The following is a 20,036-nucleotide window of genomic DNA, read 5'->3' as shown; positions in this document are numbered from 1 at the left end:
CACACAGCCTGATGCGATTACTTTTTGTAGTTAATGACTAGTTTCTTAGCTAGAGGGTACTTAGCTATTTCATAATCTGGGTTTCTGGTTGCTAAGTTATGCGCCGATATTGCGGCAGCTGAAGCTAATCCAAAAATGACAGCAGGGCCTGAAGCAAAAGTTGCTGCCATCGTGGTTGAACGACCTGCTGTGTATATTCGACAAGATAGCCTTTGCTCCTCTATGAGCCGCTCAATCTTTTTCACTGCTTGAGAGAAGTTTTTTACCCGAGTTATGGTGAACGACTCTTTTCGTTGGATTAAAGCGATGAGCTCTTCATCATTGGTATGATGCAGTACATTACTTGTGGTCATTGTGAATCCTTAGTTGGGTGTCTATGAACCATCACTGATGGCATTAGGATAAGGATGGGTGAGACAAATAACGTCTCACTCAAATGGCGGATAATGATTATGTGAAATGGGCTGTATATTTGAATTTAAATGACCTCGGGAAAGGCCATTATTTATCCTTTCCAGCTTCTAGAATTTCACTCAGTAGATAACCTCTGTTCATCAACTCAATAGTGGCTAAGAGCCGTTTCAGATGGGTGGAAGAAAGGCGTTGAACGAATTCAAACAGTTCGTGATCTGAACTTTGCTCTACCTCCTTTTTAAAGTGCTGATACTGTTCATTAAGGTAATGACAACTCGCGAGAGCGACTCTGATGAGCGCTTTTGTGAGCTGCTCTTTTAATGGGGAGATATTGGGCATGATTGGTATCACTTATCGGTAATGTAGTGATAAGTCGAGGGGAGGGAGTCAATGATGAAAAGTCATTCAGGCCTTACTACATATAGGGTTAGCTCTCTCCGAAGCACGACTTTTGATGGCTGTAGTGGTCCGGTGCCTTTGTATCGTGACATAGACCCGGACGGGTTGTTCTCTCATTACGAAGTGATAGATATAGAGTCAAACGCTTCCATATCGATGTAGTTTAAGAAGTTATCCTGCCAAAGCTCGAACATCTCTACAGCGGAATAGTTGCCCTTGATTGGGCTCCATCCCCCGAATTCTGTAAAGAACGCTTGGTCTCGAAAATCAAAGTCTAGACATCGCGCCAATTCTGGATACACATTCCCAACGTAAGCGAAATCAGTGATGTATTCGACATTCCATAGACCACTGGAGATCTGTGTCATCGCGATTTCAACAGGGTGAAACCCACCAGCTTCTGAGCTGTATGAACTATCTCGAAAGTTGAACGTCAGGTAAGTACTTTGGGCTATTGACTCACTCTGGGTTAATTGTTGTTGAAAATGGTTGTTTAACAGTGCGTGAAGTTTGTCTGACACAGGTAAGCTTGATGGATGAAAGAGCAGAGTAGACATAATGATGCCTCCTTGAATTTAGGTGAACGAGTCGGGTGATGGATTAGCCTTAGCGGACTTGAGTGAGCTGTATGTCATCGAAGACATGCTGAGTTAAATGCTCATGGAAAGCGCACATCCAGGCTTGAAACACTTTTGTTGTGACAGGGTGGCTCAGGCTCGCTGCCCCTGCATCTGGTTGATAGCACCAGTGATTCAGTAGGTGGAAATAAAGATACACATCGAGCGAGTCGGTGGCTTTGTCCTGATAAGTAAAATTGGCCACGAAAACCAAATTCCAATCAGAGCGTGAATTCTCCCGCTTTAACTGAATCTCTACAGGGGCGACCCCTTCTTTTGTTTTGTAGTAGCTTGTGTTTCGGCAGTTGAGTGCAATGCGTGTCGTGTCTTTAGGGATCGAGTAGCGAGCGATAGTTTGCTCTAACTGCTGGTGGAGTTTGCTATTGAGGGTGATGTCACCATAGTGTTTCTCAATCATAACCAGCCCCTCTCTGCAAACGATGTGCATTGTTCCCCGACAACAATATGATCCAAAACTCGAACATCAATGAGCGCTAAAGCATCTTGCAATCTCGTCGTGATGCGCTTGTCTGCTTGGGACGGCTCAGGATCGCCTGATGGATGGTTATGAGCAAAGATAACCGCCGCTGCATTAGCCTTCAGAGCAGTCTTTACAACCTCCCTTGGATAGACGCTTGCCGCATCAATCGTCCCTTGAAACAACTCCTCAAACTCAATTAATCGGTGTTGGTTATCTAGCAACATGACGGCGAACACTTCGCGTTCACTGCCGCCTATCTTAAATCGCAAATAGTCTCGGGTAGCTTGTGGATTGGTAAATACATCTCCTCGTACATAACGATCTTCTAATATCTCTGCTGCCTTTTCTAGAACGCGATGTTCATGCTCTTGCTGTGAGAGTAGTGGTGGTGAAAGTGTTCTCATTTTGGTTCTCCTTTAATCAGGCTTTAGGTCATTCACTTTAATGACATATACCTCAAAAAGGTTTGAATCAGAGTCAGCCGAACCAGCCTCATTTTTTTTAACACTATCTCCTTATCCCATGAGGACTACAGGCATAGGAGAACGTCCCATGAGATTTTTAAAGCTAAAAGAAGTGATTGAGAAAACTGCATTAAGTCGCTCGGCGATCTACAGAAAAATGGACGAGGGTGATTTTCCTGTATCGGTAAGCCTGGGAGATAGGGCTGTCGCTTGGGTAGAAGAAGAGGTGAATAACTGGATGGAAATGCGCTTGGCTCAAAGACCAAGCCATTAAGACTGAATCAACGCTACGACAAAAAATTAAGGCTTTGCCAAAATGGTGGGCCAAAACTTAAAAAGAGGAACAAAATTATGAATGAAGAAAACTGTGCAATCTACATTGCTATCGCGACTTCGAAAGACAATACATCAAACCTACAAGGTGGGATTGGTATCAGTGTTTATAACTACGATGGGCAGTTAGTTGACGAAAATAATCTATTAGTCGGTGAGATTGCCGATAGTGCTGAGTTAGAGCTTATCGCATTGATAGAAGCTATAGCTTATGCCAGAGATGGAGACTGCCTGTATTCGAGTAGTGAATATTGTGTGAAAGGGTTCAATGAATGGTTAGATAACTGGAAAGCAAAAGGGTGGCGCAAATCAGATAAGAAACCAGTAGCTAACCGTCATTTATGGCAACAAGTTGATACGTTGAGATCCAGTAAGTTTGTTGAAGTAAGGCGTGCGCATAAGGTCGGGGATTTTGAACAGATGGGAAGAGCGGGGGATATGGCTAGGGAGGTGCTCTAAGTACATATTGTTGATTAGATAAAGGTATTGTCTAGGTCCGTAGTGTAGGTATGGCGATGTCTGAGTGTCTTTCAGACCGTTAGTCTGCTTTTTGATTTTAAATGATCTAGACACGTCATATGCTTTTAAATATTTTCTCTCCAATCTCCTCGCCGATTTTTATAGTTCTGATTACTAAGATGTAACTGTCTTAATCAACCAGGAGCTATACCATGACGGAATCTAAGAAACCTTTAACTCAAACTGATGTTCGCCGTATACAGTCAGCCACGGCAAAAGCGAACGGAGGAAAAATCCCAAAAGGCAGCTTTGCGGCCAAAGCTCAAAGTGTCGTAGATAAGCGTTCTAAGTAAATCAACTAGCATAGGGCCGGTTCACGGCCCTATGAAGGAGTTTTGTGCGAAGAATGAGCAAAGATAAGGATATCAATAAGTTTGTGCGCTCATTAGTGAAACTTAGCTGCTGGACCGCTGTCCGTGGTACCAAACATGTTGCGTTGTTATCACCTTTAGGTAAACGTATAACCATACCTTCCACTCCCAGTGAACGGTGGGCTTACATTAACTTCAAGAAAGACATTCTAAGGATAATCAGCAATGAAGCTGCTTCACAAAAAACGAGCTAAGCAGTATCCCACTATTCAGTGCTTACTGCGAGAAGTCGCTATTGCATTTGATGTAAAAACAGCTAGTGACGAAGATGACAGCTGCAAAGTAGAAGAATTGAGTATCGACAAGTATCACGCGATATTGTCGTTGAACATTCTGAATCCAATAAGACAAAACTTTGATGACGAGATTTCAGCGAGAGTTGAAAACTTTTTGTCTAACTTACTCAAACGTTACGCTCATTGGATGAAAAACTATCCATTGGATTCTCTTTCTGTTGAGCAGGCGAATGAACTGTTTGAGCGCACGCAGTTTTTTGAAAATCTTGTACTTAGTTGCTTTTTGAATGAAGAGGAAGCTGGACTAACTCTCAGTCTGCCAAATGACATGGAACTCACCTTATTCAATCCGGACATGCTTCCATTACTTCAAAGCTGTTTTGATGATAAGGACATGAAAGACCGGCTACGAACGTGGTGGAATGGAACTGAACTTCCTTCTTTTCGTTTTGTGATGAGTATGGATAGCGCAGCTGATCACGCCTTATCGGACGAATCATGGAGAATGGTCAAGTGGGGTATCATTACCTCACGTTTTGTTCGTTATATACAATCAAGTTCGACGTTTACGAACGTATCATTTTCACATGCAAAAGCCTTTCTGGACGCTAACAGGAATCGTAGAAAAATTATCATGAGTTCTGCGAACAGATCCGTTCATTGAAACAGTGGTACGAGGCAGTCAGTCATACTTCAAAGTCTGTGGCCCACAAGAACGAGTTTGAAAAGCGGTTAACAAACTTGGAACTGGTGATTGAGGGGCTTCCTAGCAAGATAGAAGCGTATCATCATCTGCTTTGGTACAAAGCTAGGCATTCGATTTGGTCTGGGGGGCTAACCAAAGCAAACGAGTACTGTCAGCAAGCGTTTACAGCGGCTTTGTATCGGGATCATTCAAATGCAGCGCTAGGAGAGATCATCAAGGAGTCGTTGTTGGTTGCCGCTCATCAAACTAGGCCAGATTTAGTTTTTCTCAAAAGATTAAAAACTGCACAGGTCTACTTTTTTAATGAACTGTTGCCAGCAAAGTACCAAACAGAAGGTTCAGGAAAATACCAGGTACTAGCTAACAACGAAGCGGAGGCTTATCGCACGGAATTTAAGCGTTACTACCCTGATGAACTATGTTATCCAGGAATTAAATGGTCGGTATACAAGCAAAAAGTTGGTCATGTTCTAGAAGATATCGACTCTTCCGAGCACACTGACTCTAAGCGAAAGAAAATTGAAATTGGTCTGGATGGGGGAGCGAAGCGAAAGACAACACCACTTATCTATGCTTGTCTAAACAACGACGTTGAGAAAGTTGAAAAACTGCTTAAATTGGGTGCAAGTGTTAATGCTCTTTCGGAAGTGGGCGAGTCCCCGCTATTGATTGCTCTAGCGAATCTTGATTTTAGTGAACCGACGTCGCCACTAGACGACTCAATTTTCAATCTTATCTCAGTGCATGTGCACAGCGAGAAAACTCTAAATTCAATCTCTACGCGAAAAATGAATTTTCCTTTGTTTGCTGCGGTTGAGAGTGGTCGTCCAGAGATCGTGAAAGAGGTGTTATCGATGAGCAAGGATATCACGATCGATCTGAAGGGAAGTATTGAATATCAAACGCCGCTGTATGCGTGTTTGGGTAAGCTTGCAATGATCAATAATCCGAGCAAGTTCAAGGAAAGTCTTATGTCGATGCCAAGTGAAGAGGCAGTGAACCAGCTTAAGCCCCTATTCGCAGGGACGAGCTCACCATTCAATGCAGAGTTGAGCACTCATTTGAGTGCTCAACAACAGGACCAAAGGCTCCTCGCGATGATGGACGCTCTCTTTGAATATGTGACGGAACGCTTCCCCAAACCTTCTTCTATGCGCCAGATTGCTCGAATCCTTTTAAATGCTGGTGCCAATCCAAATATTGAAGTGGTAAAAAATGGCATGCGTTATACACCGCTGATGCTGGCTGCAGAGCTTAACGAGCCGCAATTGTTCAAGAAAATGATCGAACTGGGTGGAGACTGGAAGAAAACGTATACAGTACCGGTTGGTAGACCTTTTCCTAAACGAGCCATTGATTGTTTAGATATCGCGGAACACTTCGAATCCCATGATGTTATGCGTTATATACAAAAGTATCTAACCGATTAAGCTAAATCACGTTCTCCTGTTTCATAGCTAGTGCATATACTTACTAGTATCGTCAGTTTAGGAATAAGTGAACCAGCTATGAAAATTGGAAAGTTAGTACAGACACTTCTGCCCAAGATATTGGAATATTGCGAGCAAAAAAGTCAGAACGAATTTGAGTGCCTTTGCGATGCAGATTACTCCAAACGTAACTTTAACCTTAACTTTCCTTTTTTGGTTCCAATCAGCAGTCTTTCTTCGGATTTATCTAAACGATATTGGACCAAAGCTTACTTGGTGCGTGGGCAAACTGTTCGTGCATGTAGCCAGTGGTTTGAAAAAGACGAGGTTTACTTTACTAAATACTTAGAACGGATCGGTATCGACTATGATCATTCTCAGGTGGAGAGTGAGTTACTTGAATCAAGAACAATATCTTCGTGCAGACCATCAGTAATAACGCTAAGAACCAAGAGCCGTTACCGAGGTAATGCTATAGCCAATGCTCAAAATCTATTAGTGCGAAATATTCTTAGTAACCTCGGAACAGAACAGTTCTTAGAAGAAGACTGGCAGGAAACCAAAGCCTACTTCAACCATCGTTGTGTTTATTGTGGTGAGTCAAAGGAACTGATTATTGAGCATGCAATCCCCATTAATAAGGTTTACCTAGGAGAGCATCGACTCGGGAATCTGGTACCGAGTTGTAAAGAATGTAACAGCGCAAAGGCAAGCAAAGATTTTCGTGAGTTCCTAGAAGGGTGTGATGATCAGATTGCGGTAATTGAAGCTTATATGGCGGAGAAAAACTACACACCTCTCGAGAACAGTGAACAGGTGTCAATGATCCTCGAGATGGCATACCTAGAAGGCGGTATCGTAGCTGAGCGTTATATCTCTATTATCAATGAGCTATTTGTACCGGTAGACGATAAGCAGCATCGAAATACCTAACGATTTAAACCAATTCAGACTCAAGGAGTTCGATGATGCCATTACAAAATAGAGTAAGCCCAAGTGGTGAACTACTTATTGACACCGCTCGAGGTTCTTGGCTTGGCAATAGAGGCATTCTGCATAATGAAAAGAAGGAAATTATACGTCCTTGGAAGCACAAAAACTGGGTGCTTTGTGAGTTAAATTTCAAAGAACGTAAACGTGAGGTTTTTAGTCAAAATAGTTACTCCGAACTGTTTTTTCTTGATGAGGCCACCGCATTGTCGGCAGGACATAGACCTTGCGCTTCGTGCAGAAGGCAAAGGTTTGATGAGTTTAAACAAGCATGGGATGCGGCTCAGCTAAGCGAATTGAAAGTCGATGAAATAGATAAAGTTCTTCATCAAGATAGAGCGATAAGAGGTGGTAAAAAGGTTATCTATAACGAGAAGCTTGAGAATTTACCCAATGGGGTGTTTGTAGAGCTAGAAGGTAAGCCTTGGCTCATATGGATAAATGAACTACATGAGTGGCATCCAGATGGATATAGAGATCGAGCAGATATATACGGTGATTTGAATGTTACGGTTCTAACGCCAAGATGTATGGTTGAAATAATCAAAGTAGGGTTTATCCCACAGGTTAATGAGTCCGCTACGAGTTAGTCTCTTTCATCACGATGTAACGGTGATGATTAATGAAGTTTTTGACTGCCCACAGAGCTAGTCCTGGCTGATAAGCGGATAAACAGCTTCTCCCCAAACCTTGTCTGCTGAGTCCATCATGATTTCAATAATACTCGGGACCAGTTTTTCTAAAATACCGCAGCAGTCTTTGAGCTGCTGTCTATTTGCCGAGCTTAAGTAAGTAGCACCGCCATGGATAAGCTGGTTACGCAGAGTGTATAGGCGAGAAAACAATATCGATAGAACTTTAGCTGTATCGTTTTGACTCAGCGCTTTGTTAGCGGCAGCTTTAGCTTTGCTTCGTTCATTTTTCCAGCTATCTTCGGTAATTCGGCTGGCTTGATAATCCCAATATGCCTGGAGGATGAATTCGTTATCCAAGATCACTCGAATCGTGTTGGAATACTCGTCCCAAACTAAATTGTGTAATTGCTCTCGCTGATCACAAGTGATGAGCTTTTTCAAAAACTTGCCATAAAGACCTTGCTCGCCGAATTGTTGTCGTTGTTCAAACTCTTGAGCATAAGCGGAGTTGAAAGCAATCCATAAAAAAATGAACTTGGAGTCATCGTCATCACAAAGCTCTGACTTATTCAGCCAGCTCAAGGCTCGGTGCACACGTAAGCTAAGGTTCTGAGGGTAGCGAGCACGCTCAGATCTTTGACGTTGTTTTAAGTCATTATAATTATGCATTGTGAATCCAAATGTGGTTGCTAATTTACAGTTGAGTATATAAGCAATTTAATGCGTAAATATTGATCTGTCATACAAGATTAGTTTAGCGACTTACTTGAATGCGATTCACAAATGATTACAGATAGTGACAGAGTTATCGTTCCTTTAGTAGGATATAGCTAGTGGATGAAGAGGAACGAGAACTTATGGACTGTAAGCTTTTTAAGCAACTGGTTAAGAACATTGAAGTAGGTAAAAAGTTACCAGATGCTATTTACATCCACAAAGATGCTATGGAGGCTATACCTAATCAGTTACAAAAGTTTGTTATTGCTGTTGCCAAAGCTGTGAGTTTACCTGACGAGCAATGGAATTTGATAAAACTGTTCAAAAATGAGTTTCGCCTTTCTTTACTTAGTTACCCTGAATTTTATTCCGATTCATATCCAGTTCTCGAACAAAGTCTTAATGTCGATTTAAACAAGCTTAGCCACAAAGTTACCTGTTATAGAAATTCAGATAATCCGCCAATCCTTCATCGTAAAGAAACCATGGTGTTGCCGAGTAGTGACTACTTTGAACATTTTGTTTCATTGACGAAAGAGGGCGAAAGTGCGGGTTTATATGAGAATAGAAGAACGATAGGTTTTAGGCGTTCTTGGCAGAACATTATTGATAAAAAAGGGTATGAGTTAATAGATGGACGTCTATTTAAAGCTACTCCCATACCTGATATAAATAAAAACGATGATGACTTACAAGTTGGAATAGATAGATATAAAACAGCTATCGTACGTCACGATCTTTCTGGACCGATGAAGTCGTTAGCTAAGCAAGGCTATTTAGATGCTAGATATTCCATTTTTGATTATGGTTGTGGGCGAGGGGATGACTTAAGAGAACTAGAGGCTCATGGGATAGATGTGCTTGGCTGGGACCCCGTATTTAGCCCAGATGGCGACAAGGTTAATTCAGATATCGTGAATCTTGGTTTTGTACTGAACGTAATAGAAAACCAAGACGAGAGACTTGATGCGCTTCTAGGGGCATGGGAGCTTGTAGATAAGCTACTTGTTGTGTCGGTTATGCTGGCAAATGATAGCTACATTGCACAGTTTAAGCCGTTTAACGATGGCGTTATCACCTCACGTAACACATTTCAGAAGTATTACGGGCAATCGGAAATTAAGGGATACTTAGAACGTTCACTTCAGGAAGACGCCATTGCCGTTTCCCCTGGAATATTTTTTGTTTTTAAAGATAAATTGGAAGAGCAGTTATACCTGCAAAGCAAATATCAACGGCACCATACTTGGCAGCAACTAACGTCGCCGCAACCGATCGATAGTAAAGATCAAGCAAAATTAGTGATCACTCAAAACCAAGTAATCTTCGATGCTTTTTGGAATAGATGCTTAACGCTAGGCCGCATCCCGGCCAATGATGAGTTTGAGCAATCAGAATGTATTCGTGAGTTGGTAGGCTCGCATAAAAAAGTTTTTGGTTTACTGCAAGAGATGTTTGATACACATGAATTTTCCGCTGCTCAAACTGCTAGGAAAGAAGATCTATTACTCTACTTTGCAATGGGGCTATTTGAGAAAAGAAAGCCTTATGCACAGCAACCTGACTCTCTAAAACGTGATATTAAGGCATTGTTTGATGACTACAGTACAGCCGTAAATTTGGCGACAGAACTACTCTTTGCCATTGCAGATACTTCGCTGATTGCTTCCCAGTGTGAAAAAGCTCATCAAAACTTGCCTGCAAGCTTGTTAAACAAAGGGCATTCCCTTATCTGTCACAAACAGTTTGTAGAGGAATTGCCACTAGCCCTTCGGGTTTATGTTGGAGCTGGATTGCAGATGTATGGAGACCTGAATGACTCCGTTGACTTGATTAAGGTTCATATGACGTCGGGTAAGTTAACCTTGATGCATTATGATGAGTTTGAACAATCGGTACCGTTTTTAGTCGAGCGAACAAAAATTAGAATGGCAGATCAAGATATCGACTTCTTTGACTATGTTGATGTAAAGCGACGTCCACCACTGTTAAATAAACACGAATTATTGAGCGTTAGCGACAAGAACTATGAAAAGCAAAAAAGCTTTGATAAGCGTTTATCAAAGATTTTGGGTGTAGAAAGCACTGGAGAAGTTATTCTTCATCGGCAGCAATACGACGAACTGCTTTTATCTGCGGGAAAAACAGTAAATGGCTACCGGCTTACTCGCCGTTAATTCGGTGTGGTGGTAGGCTAATGCGATAGGTTCGTCTTGCCAGCTCTTCATCGAGTCCTATCGCAGTCAGTACATGTGACGCGACGTTTGATAAGGCATTACATGCTGACCCCTGAGATATTAGCCAAGGGTGTTCTTGAGTAAACCGCTTCACTTCGTCGTCGGACTCAAAGGTAAGACTCCACGTTGTTGAGACAACTTGCTCACCACCGTTTCTAATCCATTTGAAATCTTGAATAACAGTTAGAAAGTGGTGCTCTTGCTCACTCACACTCTTAGGAAAATGCTCGACCGCAGCGGCCAGTCCAATCATGAGTGGGGTGGGAGAGGTGCCTCCTCTTAGGCCTCCTTCCTGTCCGCCACCATGAATAAGTGGCACAAGGTCGGCGTCTCTAGCATTTCTCACATACAGCGCGCCAATGCCCTTAGGGCCATAAATCTTATGTCCTGACAGCGACAGCATGTCGATATCCATATCATCGACATCAATATCACACTTACAAAAGCTTTGTGCTGCATCGGTGTGAAAGGGGATATCATTTTCAAATGCGATTGCGCCAAATGCTTCAATGGGCTGAATCGTACCTAGCTCATTATTAACGTGATGGATTGAGATTAAGATCGTATCGTTACGAAGTGCTTCGCGTAGAGATTCTGTTAAAATTGTACCTGTTTTGTTGGGCTCTAAGTACGTCACTTCAAATCCAAGAGATTCTAAAAAAGCACATGTATTGAGGATACACTTATGCTCTATTGACGAAGTTATAATGTGCCCTTTATGTTCAAGGTGTTTAAACGCAATCCCTTTTAGAGCAAGATTATTTGCTTCACTTGCCCCACTAGTAAAGATGATCTCGCTAGGCAACGCCCCTATTTTATTGGCAATTATTTCTCTTGATTGCTGTATAGCTTGACAACTAGATCTACCGGCTTGATGAGCCGATGAGGCGTTAGAAAAGTTCTCCACTTCCCATGGCTTCATTACGTCGAGAGCGAGTGGAGATATAGGAGTAGAAGCGGCGTAATCGTAATAGTTATTCATCACAGTTATGTCTATGTTGTAAGTTGACTTATATCAGTCTTGGAGATCGTAACAAGCTCATTGTAGTAATGAGTTTAATACTAGAATACTCATTACTCGACAAATAGTCCTTTGCAAAGTTATAGAGACGTTACCATCTTTTAAAATACAATGCAGTACAAGTAGAGTGTAAATTGGGATAAACGTATATATATCATTCGATATTCAACTGCTGTATGTATGCACAGATTTCTCTGCGTAAGTAATTGTATTTTAATGTATTTGTTTATTTATTCTGTGTTTGATTGATAGTTTTTGCATTAGAGCTAGATCTGCTATAGATATGCTGTAGAATTGCTGTTTGGACAAAATCTCCAATTCAGTAAGGTAAGTACATTGAGCATCGAAACTAGTAGCCTAAAATTTTCTGGTCATCAGACATTCCCTATCCGATATGGTTGGATTTATAAGATAATTCAAGAGGTTATGAAAGGAGAGTCTCTTTCAAGTAAAGATAATGTTGAAAAACAGATGAGAACGATGGGTATGGGTAAGAATATGGTTCTTTCTGTACGGCATTGGATTCGCACTCTCAATTTAGTTACTTGTATTGATAAAAAGGATCAGAGCTATAAATTGACTCCTTTAGCTAATCTGTTGTTTGTAGGTAAGTCATCCGACGTAAAACCTTATGATGAATTCATGGATAAGGTTGGTACTGTTTGGTTACTACATTGGTTAATGCAATCAGTCGATAGTCAAAATGCAGAGCTTAATGCCGCACGGTGGTTTTTTAATTACTACAACGGTGTCCGCACGAACAAAGAGCATATTCTAAGTGAGATTAGGCTTTCGCTTAAGCAACATGAGAAAGAATTAACGGAAGCAACACTCAAAAAAGATATTGACTGCTTACTTCAAATGTATGCGGTTAAAAAAACGTCAGTGCATAAAATCAATGAAGATAGCTTTACCTCTCCCTTTACTGAACTAGGATTAATCTCTCAAGAAAGTGCAAAAGATTATAGAGCTGAACTTTCAAAGCAAGCATCACTTCCTATAGAGGTTTTTTCCTATGCAGTTATCGATTTTATGCAGAGAAAACAAAAAGATACTGATGGTAATGTAATTCATAAACAGCGAACAGTGTCATTCGATTCATTACTGAATGATGTAGGCTCTCCAGGTAGAGTTTTCCGATTGTCGAGTACAGGTTTAAGTGAAAAACTAGATCAATTGGAAGTACTAACTATAGGGCAGTTAGCTTGGACTGATACTCAGGGCCTACGTCAGCTTCAACATGCTTACTCAGACTTACAACTAGAATTACCAGAACAATACCTGGTTAGCTACTACCAGGAAGGGAAACAACGTGACGTTAAGTAATAATTACTCTATTGCAACTAGACACCAGCGCTCGACTCGTATCGACAGCGACTTAAGTAAAGATTTTTTCCCAGGTCTCGTTTATCACGGTACAGCTCAAACCGCTTTAGAAACTTTGCTCAGGCAGTATGCTCAAACGGGTCAGCGATCTTACACTTTAACCGGGCCATATGGGTCTGGTAAGTCGACGATTGCTCTTTTACTCACCGGGTTATTACATCACGAAGCTTCGTTGAGAAATGCTGCGTTAGATGTCATTAATAGCCAATCAAAAAAATTACTTAAAGACAGCATTGTATATGATAAAGGCTGGCTACAAATTCGTTCCGTTGGAGGATTAAGTAGCCCCGTAAAGACGTTTTGGAACGCTACACTAGCGGCATTAAAAGAGCATCATAAAACAAATACGCTGTATGAAAAATATTGTACATTATCAATTCATACTGAATCCGAGTTGGTCAATATATGGGAGGCTCTATTTGAAGAGGCTCATGAGTTAGTTGATGGTGTTCTACTTCTAGCGGATGAAATGGGTAAGAGTCTTGAATACATCAATAAAAGCCGCGGCGAACTCCACTTATTCCAAGATATCGCTGAAGTATTAGGTCGTACTAAAACTCCCGTCATTTTTATGGGCTTGCTGCATCAATCATTTTCTGAGTATGCAAAAGAACGTGGTAGTAAACTTCAAGAAGAGTGGAACAAAATACAGGGTCGTTATAACGACATTATTTATAACGTTTCCACTGATGAAACGGTCGCATTAATTGGTCAATCAATACAAAATGAATCTGGTGAAAGATGTACTGATGATCATTATGTTAATGCTGTTTTGGAGGCTATGAACGATAAGCAAGAGCGTAAAAAACTATTAAAAGAACGGCTCGATCGTTGTATACCATTACACCCGACTTCTGCCTTATTACTTGGGCCAATTTCTAAGCGTCGATTTAGCCAGAATGAGCGCTCAACGTTTAGTTTTTTGAACTCACATGAACAAAATAGCTTTCAACTTTTCTTGAAAACAGCAGTAGAAAAAAGTGATCGATATAACTTAGTCGATCTTTGGGACTATCTTGAGGTTAACCTTGAACATGCAATTATAAGTTCGCCTGATGGCCATGCGTGGGCGACAGCGACAGAAGCGATCAGACAGGCGAGACAAAAAGGTCTACCGGATATAGCCACAGAGATATTAAAAACAATCGCACTCATCACTTTATTTGGTAAACCTGCCAACCTAACTGCAACGGAAGAATTACTTCTTGCTAGTACAGATGTAGATACACGAGAAAGCTTGACCGAGTACCTTAATATGCTTAAGGATAAGTCTTGCATCATCTATAGAAAACATCTGTCGTCATGGATGGTGTTTGAAGGCTCAGATCTTGACATTCCTAGTTTAATTGAAGAGAAAGTAGAGCAAATCAAGGATGTTCAAGAAGCAATTACGCATGCTAAGTTTCAAAGTCAGGTTATCGCAAAAGGTCATTACCATACCACTGGGACATTGCGTTGGGCAGAGCAGAACCTTGTTACTAATCTAGAGGAGCTAGAAAAATGGCCTTCGAGTTCTTCGTCAGAAGGTGCCTTTATTTCGTTTTACCTAGTATTAGATGATAGCGAGCAACTGAAAAAGGCAAGTCAAAAAAATGACCGGATTGTTCTTGCTCGTGCGAATGATGCTGAGGAAATTATCGCTTTGGCTAAAGAGTGTTATGCCCTAGATCTAATTAAATCAGATGAGAAAATAGGTCGGATTTTAACTCATGACAAGGTTGCTCAAAAAGAATACGAAGGTAGGCTCATCAATGCTGAGCTGGCATTGAATAATGCCATTTTGTACTCATTTGAAAGTAGTACTTGGTGCTATAGAGGGGAAGAGTATAGCCATGAGTCATTAAGCCATGTTACTACTCTAGCAGCTGACCACATATTTGATCATTCTCCAGAAATAAAAAATGAATTAGTAAATAGGAATAAGCTCTCAGGAACAGCTGTCTCTGCGCTAAAAAAACTTCTAGAAGCAATGCTAAAGTTTGAAGAGAAAGAAGACTTAGGTATTAACGGCTTTCCACCAGAAAAGTCGATGTATATTAGTTGCTTAAAAAATACAAGTATCCACGATGCCAAAGCGAAGGATAAGCGTTATTGGCATACAGAAAACCTGGACCCTAAGTTAAGCGAGCTATTTATCAAGAGCCTAGAGCTTTTGGAGGATTCTTCCGGCAAAGAAGTAAAGCTTTCTGAAATAGCAGAATTATGGGCAGCTCAACCGTATGGTTTGACTAAGGGCGTTATACCCATATTTTTGCTCGCATTTTTGAAATCTCAGGGGAGTAATATTGCTTACTATGAGAAAGATATGTCAGGAAGCTTCGCGTTCATTGCCCAGCCAGATCTTGACTATGTACATAAGTTAATCAAAAACCAAGATGAGTTAGCGGTAAAGTATATAGTGCTAGAAAAAAGTGAACGCGAATGGCTTCAACACTTAGCTGTCTTTGCTTCAAATGAAACTAATAAACAGATAACAACCGATATTTTGTCTGTCGCTACTCCGCTGGTTACGACCATTCATAACCTTCCTCAGTGGGTGAAGAATGCACATGAACTAGTCCCTGAGGATGCTACAAAGAACAAAATTTACTTGCGTATTCGAGATCTTTTCTTACAAGCAAATGACCCACATACTCTACTAATCAAAGACTTACATTCAGAGTTAAATCTTGAAGGTGTTTCTACATTGACTCAACAAATAGATATTTTGTCTGACTGTTTTTCCGTGTTGAGACAAAAGCATGAACGAATGCTTGGTGGTATTAAAGATAAAGTGAAAGTTATCTTTCCGGAGGCGGGAGAAGAGCTTGTTGACATGTGCAGGTTTGTTGAAGAAAACGCCGGTGATCTACGTTTAAAAGCCTTTGCGCGTGAGTTAGCTAAAAGCAACACGGGATTATTGCAATGGTTAGAAAGTATGATTCAAATTGTTGTCGGTCGTGGTAAACAAAATTGGAATGAAGGGATACTACGAACTGCTGATAACAAAATAAGTGATTATGCACAAGACTTTTTAAGTGTAGTAAAATCTCAACGATTACAGAACAATGAAAACTCAGAAGTAACCAAGACTAAGCTCGTTTCTTTGGTCCTGGAAGGTGAAGACGGAAAATTAACTTCATACAAAAAAGAAGTGCGAGTTGCAGAAGTGGAAAAAATTCAGCCTGTACTAAATGCCATTGAAGCGAAACTCAATGACTTAAATGAGTTTGAAAAAGTACATGTTCTACAGAAATTACTTAAAAAAACATTAGAAGCTCAAGTTTAAAAGAAGTATTGCTCATGACTGAAACACGAAAAGTAAAACATGTCCTTGGATTGTCCGGGGGTAAGGATAGTGCGGCTTTGGCTGTATATATGGCTAGGAACTATCCTGAGCTTGATATTGAATATTTCTTTACTGATACCGGAAAAGAGCTACCTGAGGTCTATGAGTATTTAGAACAGCTTGAGATTGTATTGGGTAAACCAATTTCACACATCAATGATAAGAAAGGCTTTGACTACTGGTTAGAGCAGCACAATAACTTTTTGCCAGCGGGCCAGCAACGATGGTGTACAATTCGAATGAAGCTTGAACCATTTGAAAAATGGATTAAGCCTTATCTCGAAGATGGTTATGAAGTCATTTCGTATGTAGGAATTCGTGCAGACGAACCGTGGCGTGATGGCTATAGACCTAATGAGAACCAGAAATACCTGACAATTAAAATGCCTTTCGCTGAAGATGGTATTAAGAAGCAGGGTGTTTTAGATATGCTTGATAGTGCGGGGTTAGGCTTACCTAAATATTATGAATGGAGGTCTCGTTCAGGTTGCACTTTTTGCTTCTTCCAGCGGAAAATTGAATGGGTTCGTTTGCGTGAGGAACACCCAGAAGCTTTTGAAGAAGCTAAATCTTATGAAAAACGTGCTGAAACAAGTGCCAATGGTGAAACCTTTTTCTGGATGGGGCCAAATGAGCCATTGGAAACGCTGGAGGACCCTGAACGTATTAAACAAATAAAGGAAAACCACGAAAAGGTAAAAGCTCGTTTTGAGAAGAAGAAGGAGCGTGAACGTAAACGTCGTTTAGGTATGCACTCTATGGTTGATGAAAGTATGCTGATAGACACTTTAGATATGGACGCCATGTACGACCTAGAAGAAGGTGGTGGGGCATGCATTACTTGTTATAAGTAATATGATATAAATTAAGAGTAGGGCTTGAAAACCTAGGTATTTCCAAGCTCTACTTACATCCCTATAATGTTAGCTATTAGCATCATTACAGGGATGTTAAAGTTGAATTATTTATAGGTTCTAGTAACTTAATCTTCTAAATAATCAAAAATATTCCAAATTGGCTTTTGGTCAGGGTCGTCGAGCAACTCTAGTAAGTATGGAATTCCAGCATTGGCATATTCACAACAAATATCAAAAATGGCCTTAGAATTGGTTAGTATCTCTTGGTCCTTAGTGTCAGATAATGCAATTAAATACATTAAGTGAACCCTATATGAGTCATTACTTAATATGGCTGCTGTGGTTGCATTATAAGTATCATTGACTTTTTCTCTAAGTAAACCTTCTTTAAATGAAATACATAGCGCAATGAACCAAAAATCCACTTGCCTTTTAAATGGTGCGTTAAAAGTGTCAATACCAGAGCCACCTGTACTGCAATACTTTTTAATTTTCTCTTGGTACTTTGTTGGAATGGCTATCTGATAATTTGCAAAGTTATTTTCCATTATGCTGTATCCCCAATTTTTCTTTCACATAATTTACATGTATCTCGGTGACTGCAAGAACATCTAAGCACTACTGCTTCTTCTATATGGGGCTTATTTACCAACTGCATAGGGTAGTGTCCCGGGTTAGTTAAAGTATAAATTTCTCCAGCATAGTCATCAATAATATCTTCAACGCCAGAAATTTCAGAATGAGTTAAAAATAAAATGACCTGTTTACTTTCATTTACTAGGTTCTTTAATACTGAACGCTTTACGTAACCAGACATCATTCCTAAAGGGGTGTCAATGATGTTGGCCGCATCTACTTTACTAACTTTGGTGAGGGCTAATATAAATGCTAGAGTAATTGCTCTTCTCGAGGCTCCGTTCAAGTCTTCGTCTGGGTCAAGTTCATGGCCATTTACACCAAAGACTTTTATATCGAACTTTTCTGTTAGAACAGCTTTATGAATCATCGTATTTGGATTAGCCACTGGGTCAGAACCAATCATACTGAGAAAAATTTCGTTCATTTTATTACTAACTTTTTCTAGTTCTTTAGTCTTGATAACTTGAAAAACGTTGGAAAATATTTTGTTTAAATCATCTGTCAGTTTATATTTACCAGCAGAGTTATCTTTTTTGTCCAACTTTTTCTTAAGGCTATCAATTTCTGAATTTATGGTGGCTAGTTGGCTATTCTTAAACTTACACTCATACTCTCGCCCTGAGATATCACTAGTGAGACTTTCTATTTGCCTTGATAAAAGCCTTTGCTGGCTCTTTAAGTTTTGAAGAAAATCATCTTTTATTTTTGATACATCTTCCTCCAAACCTTCAATAGTTCGTTGAGTTTCTTGCAGCTGCTTAGCTATGTTAGCTTCATCACCCATACAGGCTTCATAGTCTTTAAGCCAATGCTTAGAAGTTCCTTTCTTAATGGGGTCTCCTTGCAAAGCATAATATAAATCTGTAGCTATTGCGTTCAGCTTGTCAGATGCTTCGCTGTGCTTTATTTTGGTCTCAATAAACTCTCTTTTTGCTTGTCCTTCTTTTGTTTCTGGTGAAAGATCAGAACCGCAAAAACAACTGTCAACCTCTAGTAATTCAGCTAATACAGGTATACTTTGCTTTGGTAACTGCTTGTTGTTTTTTAGCTTTTGTAAGATTTCAATGGCAGGTAATGCTTTGCTCTCAATCAAAAATGATGCAACCTGATTCTTGCTGAGAATTTTGGATAATCTAAGTTTGGCATTTTGATGTAGGCTGTCTAATCTTTTTTTCTCATTTTCTTGTTTTTTAATATCTTTTAGTAACTTCGATCTATCGCCTAATTTAAGAGTTTCTTCTATTTGTTTATCAACTTTTTTTAATGATAACTTCAGGTCACTTCTATTTTGGCTAAGTTCATCGATTTCTTCTGACTCACCTTCTAAAAATGCTTCTAAATCATCTCTTTTCTCATTTAGTTTAGATAGCTCTGCTCCTAAATTACCTTTTTCAATGCTTCGTCCATAAGATGCTCTGACTTTTTCTAATTTTGAAATGAGATCTTTAACAGTGTCCATAGATAATAAAGACTCAATTGCAGCCTGAACTCTCTTCCGCTTTACTCTTTGATCAGCTGATGCCTCGATAAAAGACATAGCACTATCGCCATCTGTGAAATAAATGTCTTTCAAGTTTTTAGGCATTGATTTTTCAATAATACTATCAACTTCGGAGTCAATAATTCTATCATCACCTGTAGGCTTAACTAGGAATAAACTTTTGTTCTCTCTAACTCTCTGAAAGTTGGTGTCTTTAACTATTTCGGTACACCGTCGTATCAGGCGGTAATGCTTCAGTTCAAGGTTTGCTTTCCCTTTTTTATCTACGACTTCTTCTGTTGAAAACTCGACTTCGACTTCGATGTCAACTTCTCCCACTCCGTTATCATTAAGAGCTGTAGCGCTATGTAGCCCATTTTTCTTATTTACAGCTTTGCTGCCATATAAAGCCCATATGAGTGCTGTAAGTGTAGTTGTTTTTCCGGTTTCATTTGCAGCTCTTATAACTGTTAGACTCTTAGTTTCATCCGTAGAAAAGTTCAGCTCTACATCCTTCATTAATCTAAAGTTAGAGAATTTTGCTCTAATAAGCTTCATCTATAATTCCTTTTTTACTAGGTCATAAACATGGTCAATTTTATTTTTAATTTCGTTTTGACTGGCAAGTGCGACAGAATCTGATGATGAAGCAATCAAATAAACTTGAGAGCATAAGCTCTTTAATTTGTCTAAGTCATATGAGGATGCGTATATTTCGTTTTCTTTTATTTCAGCTTCAATTAGTTGAAGCATGTGTCTAAAGCCAATACTCATTT

General features: G+C 40.0%; 20 protein-coding genes. 11 read left to right on the top strand and 9 right to left on the bottom strand.

Annotation, left to right across the window (positions count from 1 at the left end):
- Nucleotides 1-17: 17 nt before the first annotated feature.
- From OCV30_RS08365 to radC, 4 genes are all read right to left on the bottom strand, one after another.
- Complete coding sequence (locus tag OCV30_RS08365; protein ID WP_065678387.1) at nt 18-353, bottom strand: hypothetical protein; 336 nt, start codon at nt 351-353, stop codon at nt 18-20.
- Between the two features lie 576 nt (nt 354-929).
- Nucleotides 930-1,370: a DUF2787 domain-containing protein gene (locus tag OCV30_RS08360; RefSeq protein WP_065678385.1), complete on the bottom strand. Its 441-nt coding sequence runs from the start codon at nt 1,368-1,370 to the stop codon at nt 930-932.
- Between the two features lie 49 nt (nt 1,371-1,419).
- Nucleotides 1,420-1,848 (bottom strand): DUF2787 domain-containing protein, encoded by a 429-nt coding sequence (locus OCV30_RS08355; protein ID WP_065678384.1) that lies wholly within the window; start codon nt 1,846-1,848, stop codon nt 1,420-1,422.
- Nucleotides 1,845-2,315 carry a RadC family protein gene (gene radC / locus OCV30_RS08350; RefSeq protein WP_009846898.1) on the bottom strand — a complete coding sequence of 157 codons (471 nt, stop codon included), beginning with the start codon at nt 2,313-2,315 and terminating at the stop codon, nt 1,845-1,847. Before radC ends, OCV30_RS08355 begins: the two co-directional genes overlap by 4 nt.
- A gap of 148 nt (nt 2,316-2,463) precedes the next feature.
- Here radC and OCV30_RS08345 point away from each other — a divergent pair, with 148 nt between their 5' ends.
- The 7 genes from OCV30_RS08345 (at nt 2,464) to OCV30_RS08315 (ending at nt 7,550) form a co-directional block, all read left to right on the top strand.
- Nucleotides 2,464-2,649 (top strand): AlpA family transcriptional regulator, encoded by a 186-nt coding sequence (locus tag OCV30_RS08345; RefSeq protein WP_065103595.1) that lies wholly within the window; start codon nt 2,464-2,466, stop codon nt 2,647-2,649.
- Nucleotides 2,650-2,726: 77 nt separating this feature from the next.
- On the top strand, nt 2,727-3,167 hold the full coding sequence (locus tag OCV30_RS08340) for an RNase H family protein (protein ID WP_065678383.1): 441 nt from the start codon (nt 2,727-2,729) through the stop codon (nt 3,165-3,167).
- Nucleotides 3,168-3,379: 212 nt separating this feature from the next.
- Entirely contained in the window at nt 3,380-3,520 is a 141-nt protein-coding gene (locus OCV30_RS08335) for a hypothetical protein (RefSeq protein WP_082957075.1), read from the top strand.
- 243 nt (nt 3,521-3,763) lie between these two features.
- Nucleotides 3,764-4,498, top strand: coding sequence for a hypothetical protein (locus OCV30_RS08330; RefSeq protein WP_065678382.1), 735 nt, complete (start codon nt 3,764-3,766; stop codon nt 4,496-4,498).
- Nucleotides 4,495-5,970, top strand: coding sequence for an ankyrin repeat domain-containing protein (locus tag OCV30_RS08325; protein ID WP_065678381.1), 1,476 nt, complete (start codon nt 4,495-4,497; stop codon nt 5,968-5,970). The genes OCV30_RS08330 and OCV30_RS08325 overlap by 4 nt, the downstream gene beginning before the upstream one ends.
- Before the next feature lie 78 nt (nt 5,971-6,048).
- Nucleotides 6,049-6,903, top strand: coding sequence for an HNH endonuclease (locus OCV30_RS08320; protein WP_065678380.1), 855 nt, complete (start codon nt 6,049-6,051; stop codon nt 6,901-6,903).
- Between the two features lie 32 nt (nt 6,904-6,935).
- Nucleotides 6,936-7,550, top strand: coding sequence for a hypothetical protein (locus OCV30_RS08315; RefSeq protein ID WP_244499021.1), 615 nt, complete (start codon nt 6,936-6,938; stop codon nt 7,548-7,550).
- A 57-nt stretch (nt 7,551-7,607) separates the two neighbouring features.
- Here OCV30_RS08315 and OCV30_RS08310 read toward each other — a convergent pair whose 3' ends face one another.
- Nucleotides 7,608-8,264 (bottom strand): HEPN domain-containing protein, encoded by a 657-nt coding sequence (locus tag OCV30_RS08310; RefSeq protein ID WP_065678378.1) that lies wholly within the window; start codon nt 8,262-8,264, stop codon nt 7,608-7,610.
- A gap of 188 nt (nt 8,265-8,452) precedes the next feature.
- On the opposite strand from OCV30_RS08310, the gene OCV30_RS08305 reads away from it, so the two are divergent.
- Nucleotides 8,453-10,489 (top strand): DNA phosphorothioation-associated putative methyltransferase, encoded by a 2,037-nt coding sequence (locus OCV30_RS08305; RefSeq protein WP_065678393.1) that lies wholly within the window; start codon nt 8,453-8,455, stop codon nt 10,487-10,489.
- Here OCV30_RS08305 and OCV30_RS08300 read toward each other — a convergent pair.
- Nucleotides 10,476-11,471: a cysteine desulfurase family protein gene (locus OCV30_RS08300; RefSeq protein WP_244499022.1), complete on the bottom strand. Its 996-nt coding sequence runs from the start codon at nt 11,469-11,471 to the stop codon at nt 10,476-10,478. The genes OCV30_RS08305 and OCV30_RS08300 overlap by 14 nt on opposite strands.
- Nucleotides 11,472-11,906: 435 nt before the next feature.
- Here OCV30_RS08300 and OCV30_RS08295 point away from each other — a divergent pair, with 435 nt between their 5' ends.
- From OCV30_RS08295 to OCV30_RS08285, 3 genes are read left to right on the top strand one after another with little or no spacing between them, the layout of a single operon-like run.
- Complete coding sequence (locus OCV30_RS08295; RefSeq protein ID WP_083994575.1) at nt 11,907-12,896, top strand: DUF4007 family protein; 990 nt, start codon at nt 11,907-11,909, stop codon at nt 12,894-12,896.
- Nucleotides 12,883-16,224 (top strand): hypothetical protein, encoded by a 3,342-nt coding sequence (locus OCV30_RS08290; protein ID WP_065678376.1) that lies wholly within the window; start codon nt 12,883-12,885, stop codon nt 16,222-16,224. Before OCV30_RS08295 ends, OCV30_RS08290 begins: the two co-directional genes overlap by 14 nt.
- A gap of 14 nt (nt 16,225-16,238) precedes the next feature.
- Nucleotides 16,239-17,138: a phosphoadenosine phosphosulfate reductase domain-containing protein gene (locus OCV30_RS08285; RefSeq protein WP_065678375.1), complete on the top strand. Its 900-nt coding sequence runs from the start codon at nt 16,239-16,241 to the stop codon at nt 17,136-17,138.
- Between the two features lie 128 nt (nt 17,139-17,266).
- On the opposite strand, the gene OCV30_RS08280 is transcribed toward OCV30_RS08285, so the two are convergent.
- The 3 genes from OCV30_RS08280 to OCV30_RS08270 are packed head-to-tail and all read right to left on the bottom strand — an operon-like array spanning nt 17,267 to nt 20,034.
- Nucleotides 17,267-17,689 (bottom strand): hypothetical protein, encoded by a 423-nt coding sequence (locus OCV30_RS08280; RefSeq protein WP_065678374.1) that lies wholly within the window; start codon nt 17,687-17,689, stop codon nt 17,267-17,269.
- Nucleotides 17,689-19,818 carry an AAA family ATPase gene (locus tag OCV30_RS08275; protein ID WP_065678373.1) on the bottom strand — a complete coding sequence of 710 codons (2,130 nt, stop codon included), beginning with the start codon at nt 19,816-19,818 and terminating at the stop codon, nt 17,689-17,691. The genes OCV30_RS08280 and OCV30_RS08275 overlap by 1 nt, the downstream gene beginning before the upstream one ends.
- Nucleotides 19,819-20,034, bottom strand: coding sequence for a hypothetical protein (locus OCV30_RS08270; RefSeq protein ID WP_065678372.1), 216 nt, complete (start codon nt 20,032-20,034; stop codon nt 19,819-19,821).
- Nucleotides 20,035-20,036: the final 2 nt, after the last annotated feature.

The organism is Vibrio atlanticus, assembly GCF_024347315.1.
Classification (GTDB): domain Bacteria; phylum Pseudomonadota; class Gammaproteobacteria; order Enterobacterales; family Vibrionaceae; genus Vibrio; species Vibrio atlanticus.
This window is presented reverse-complemented; position numbering and strand designations above follow the sequence as displayed.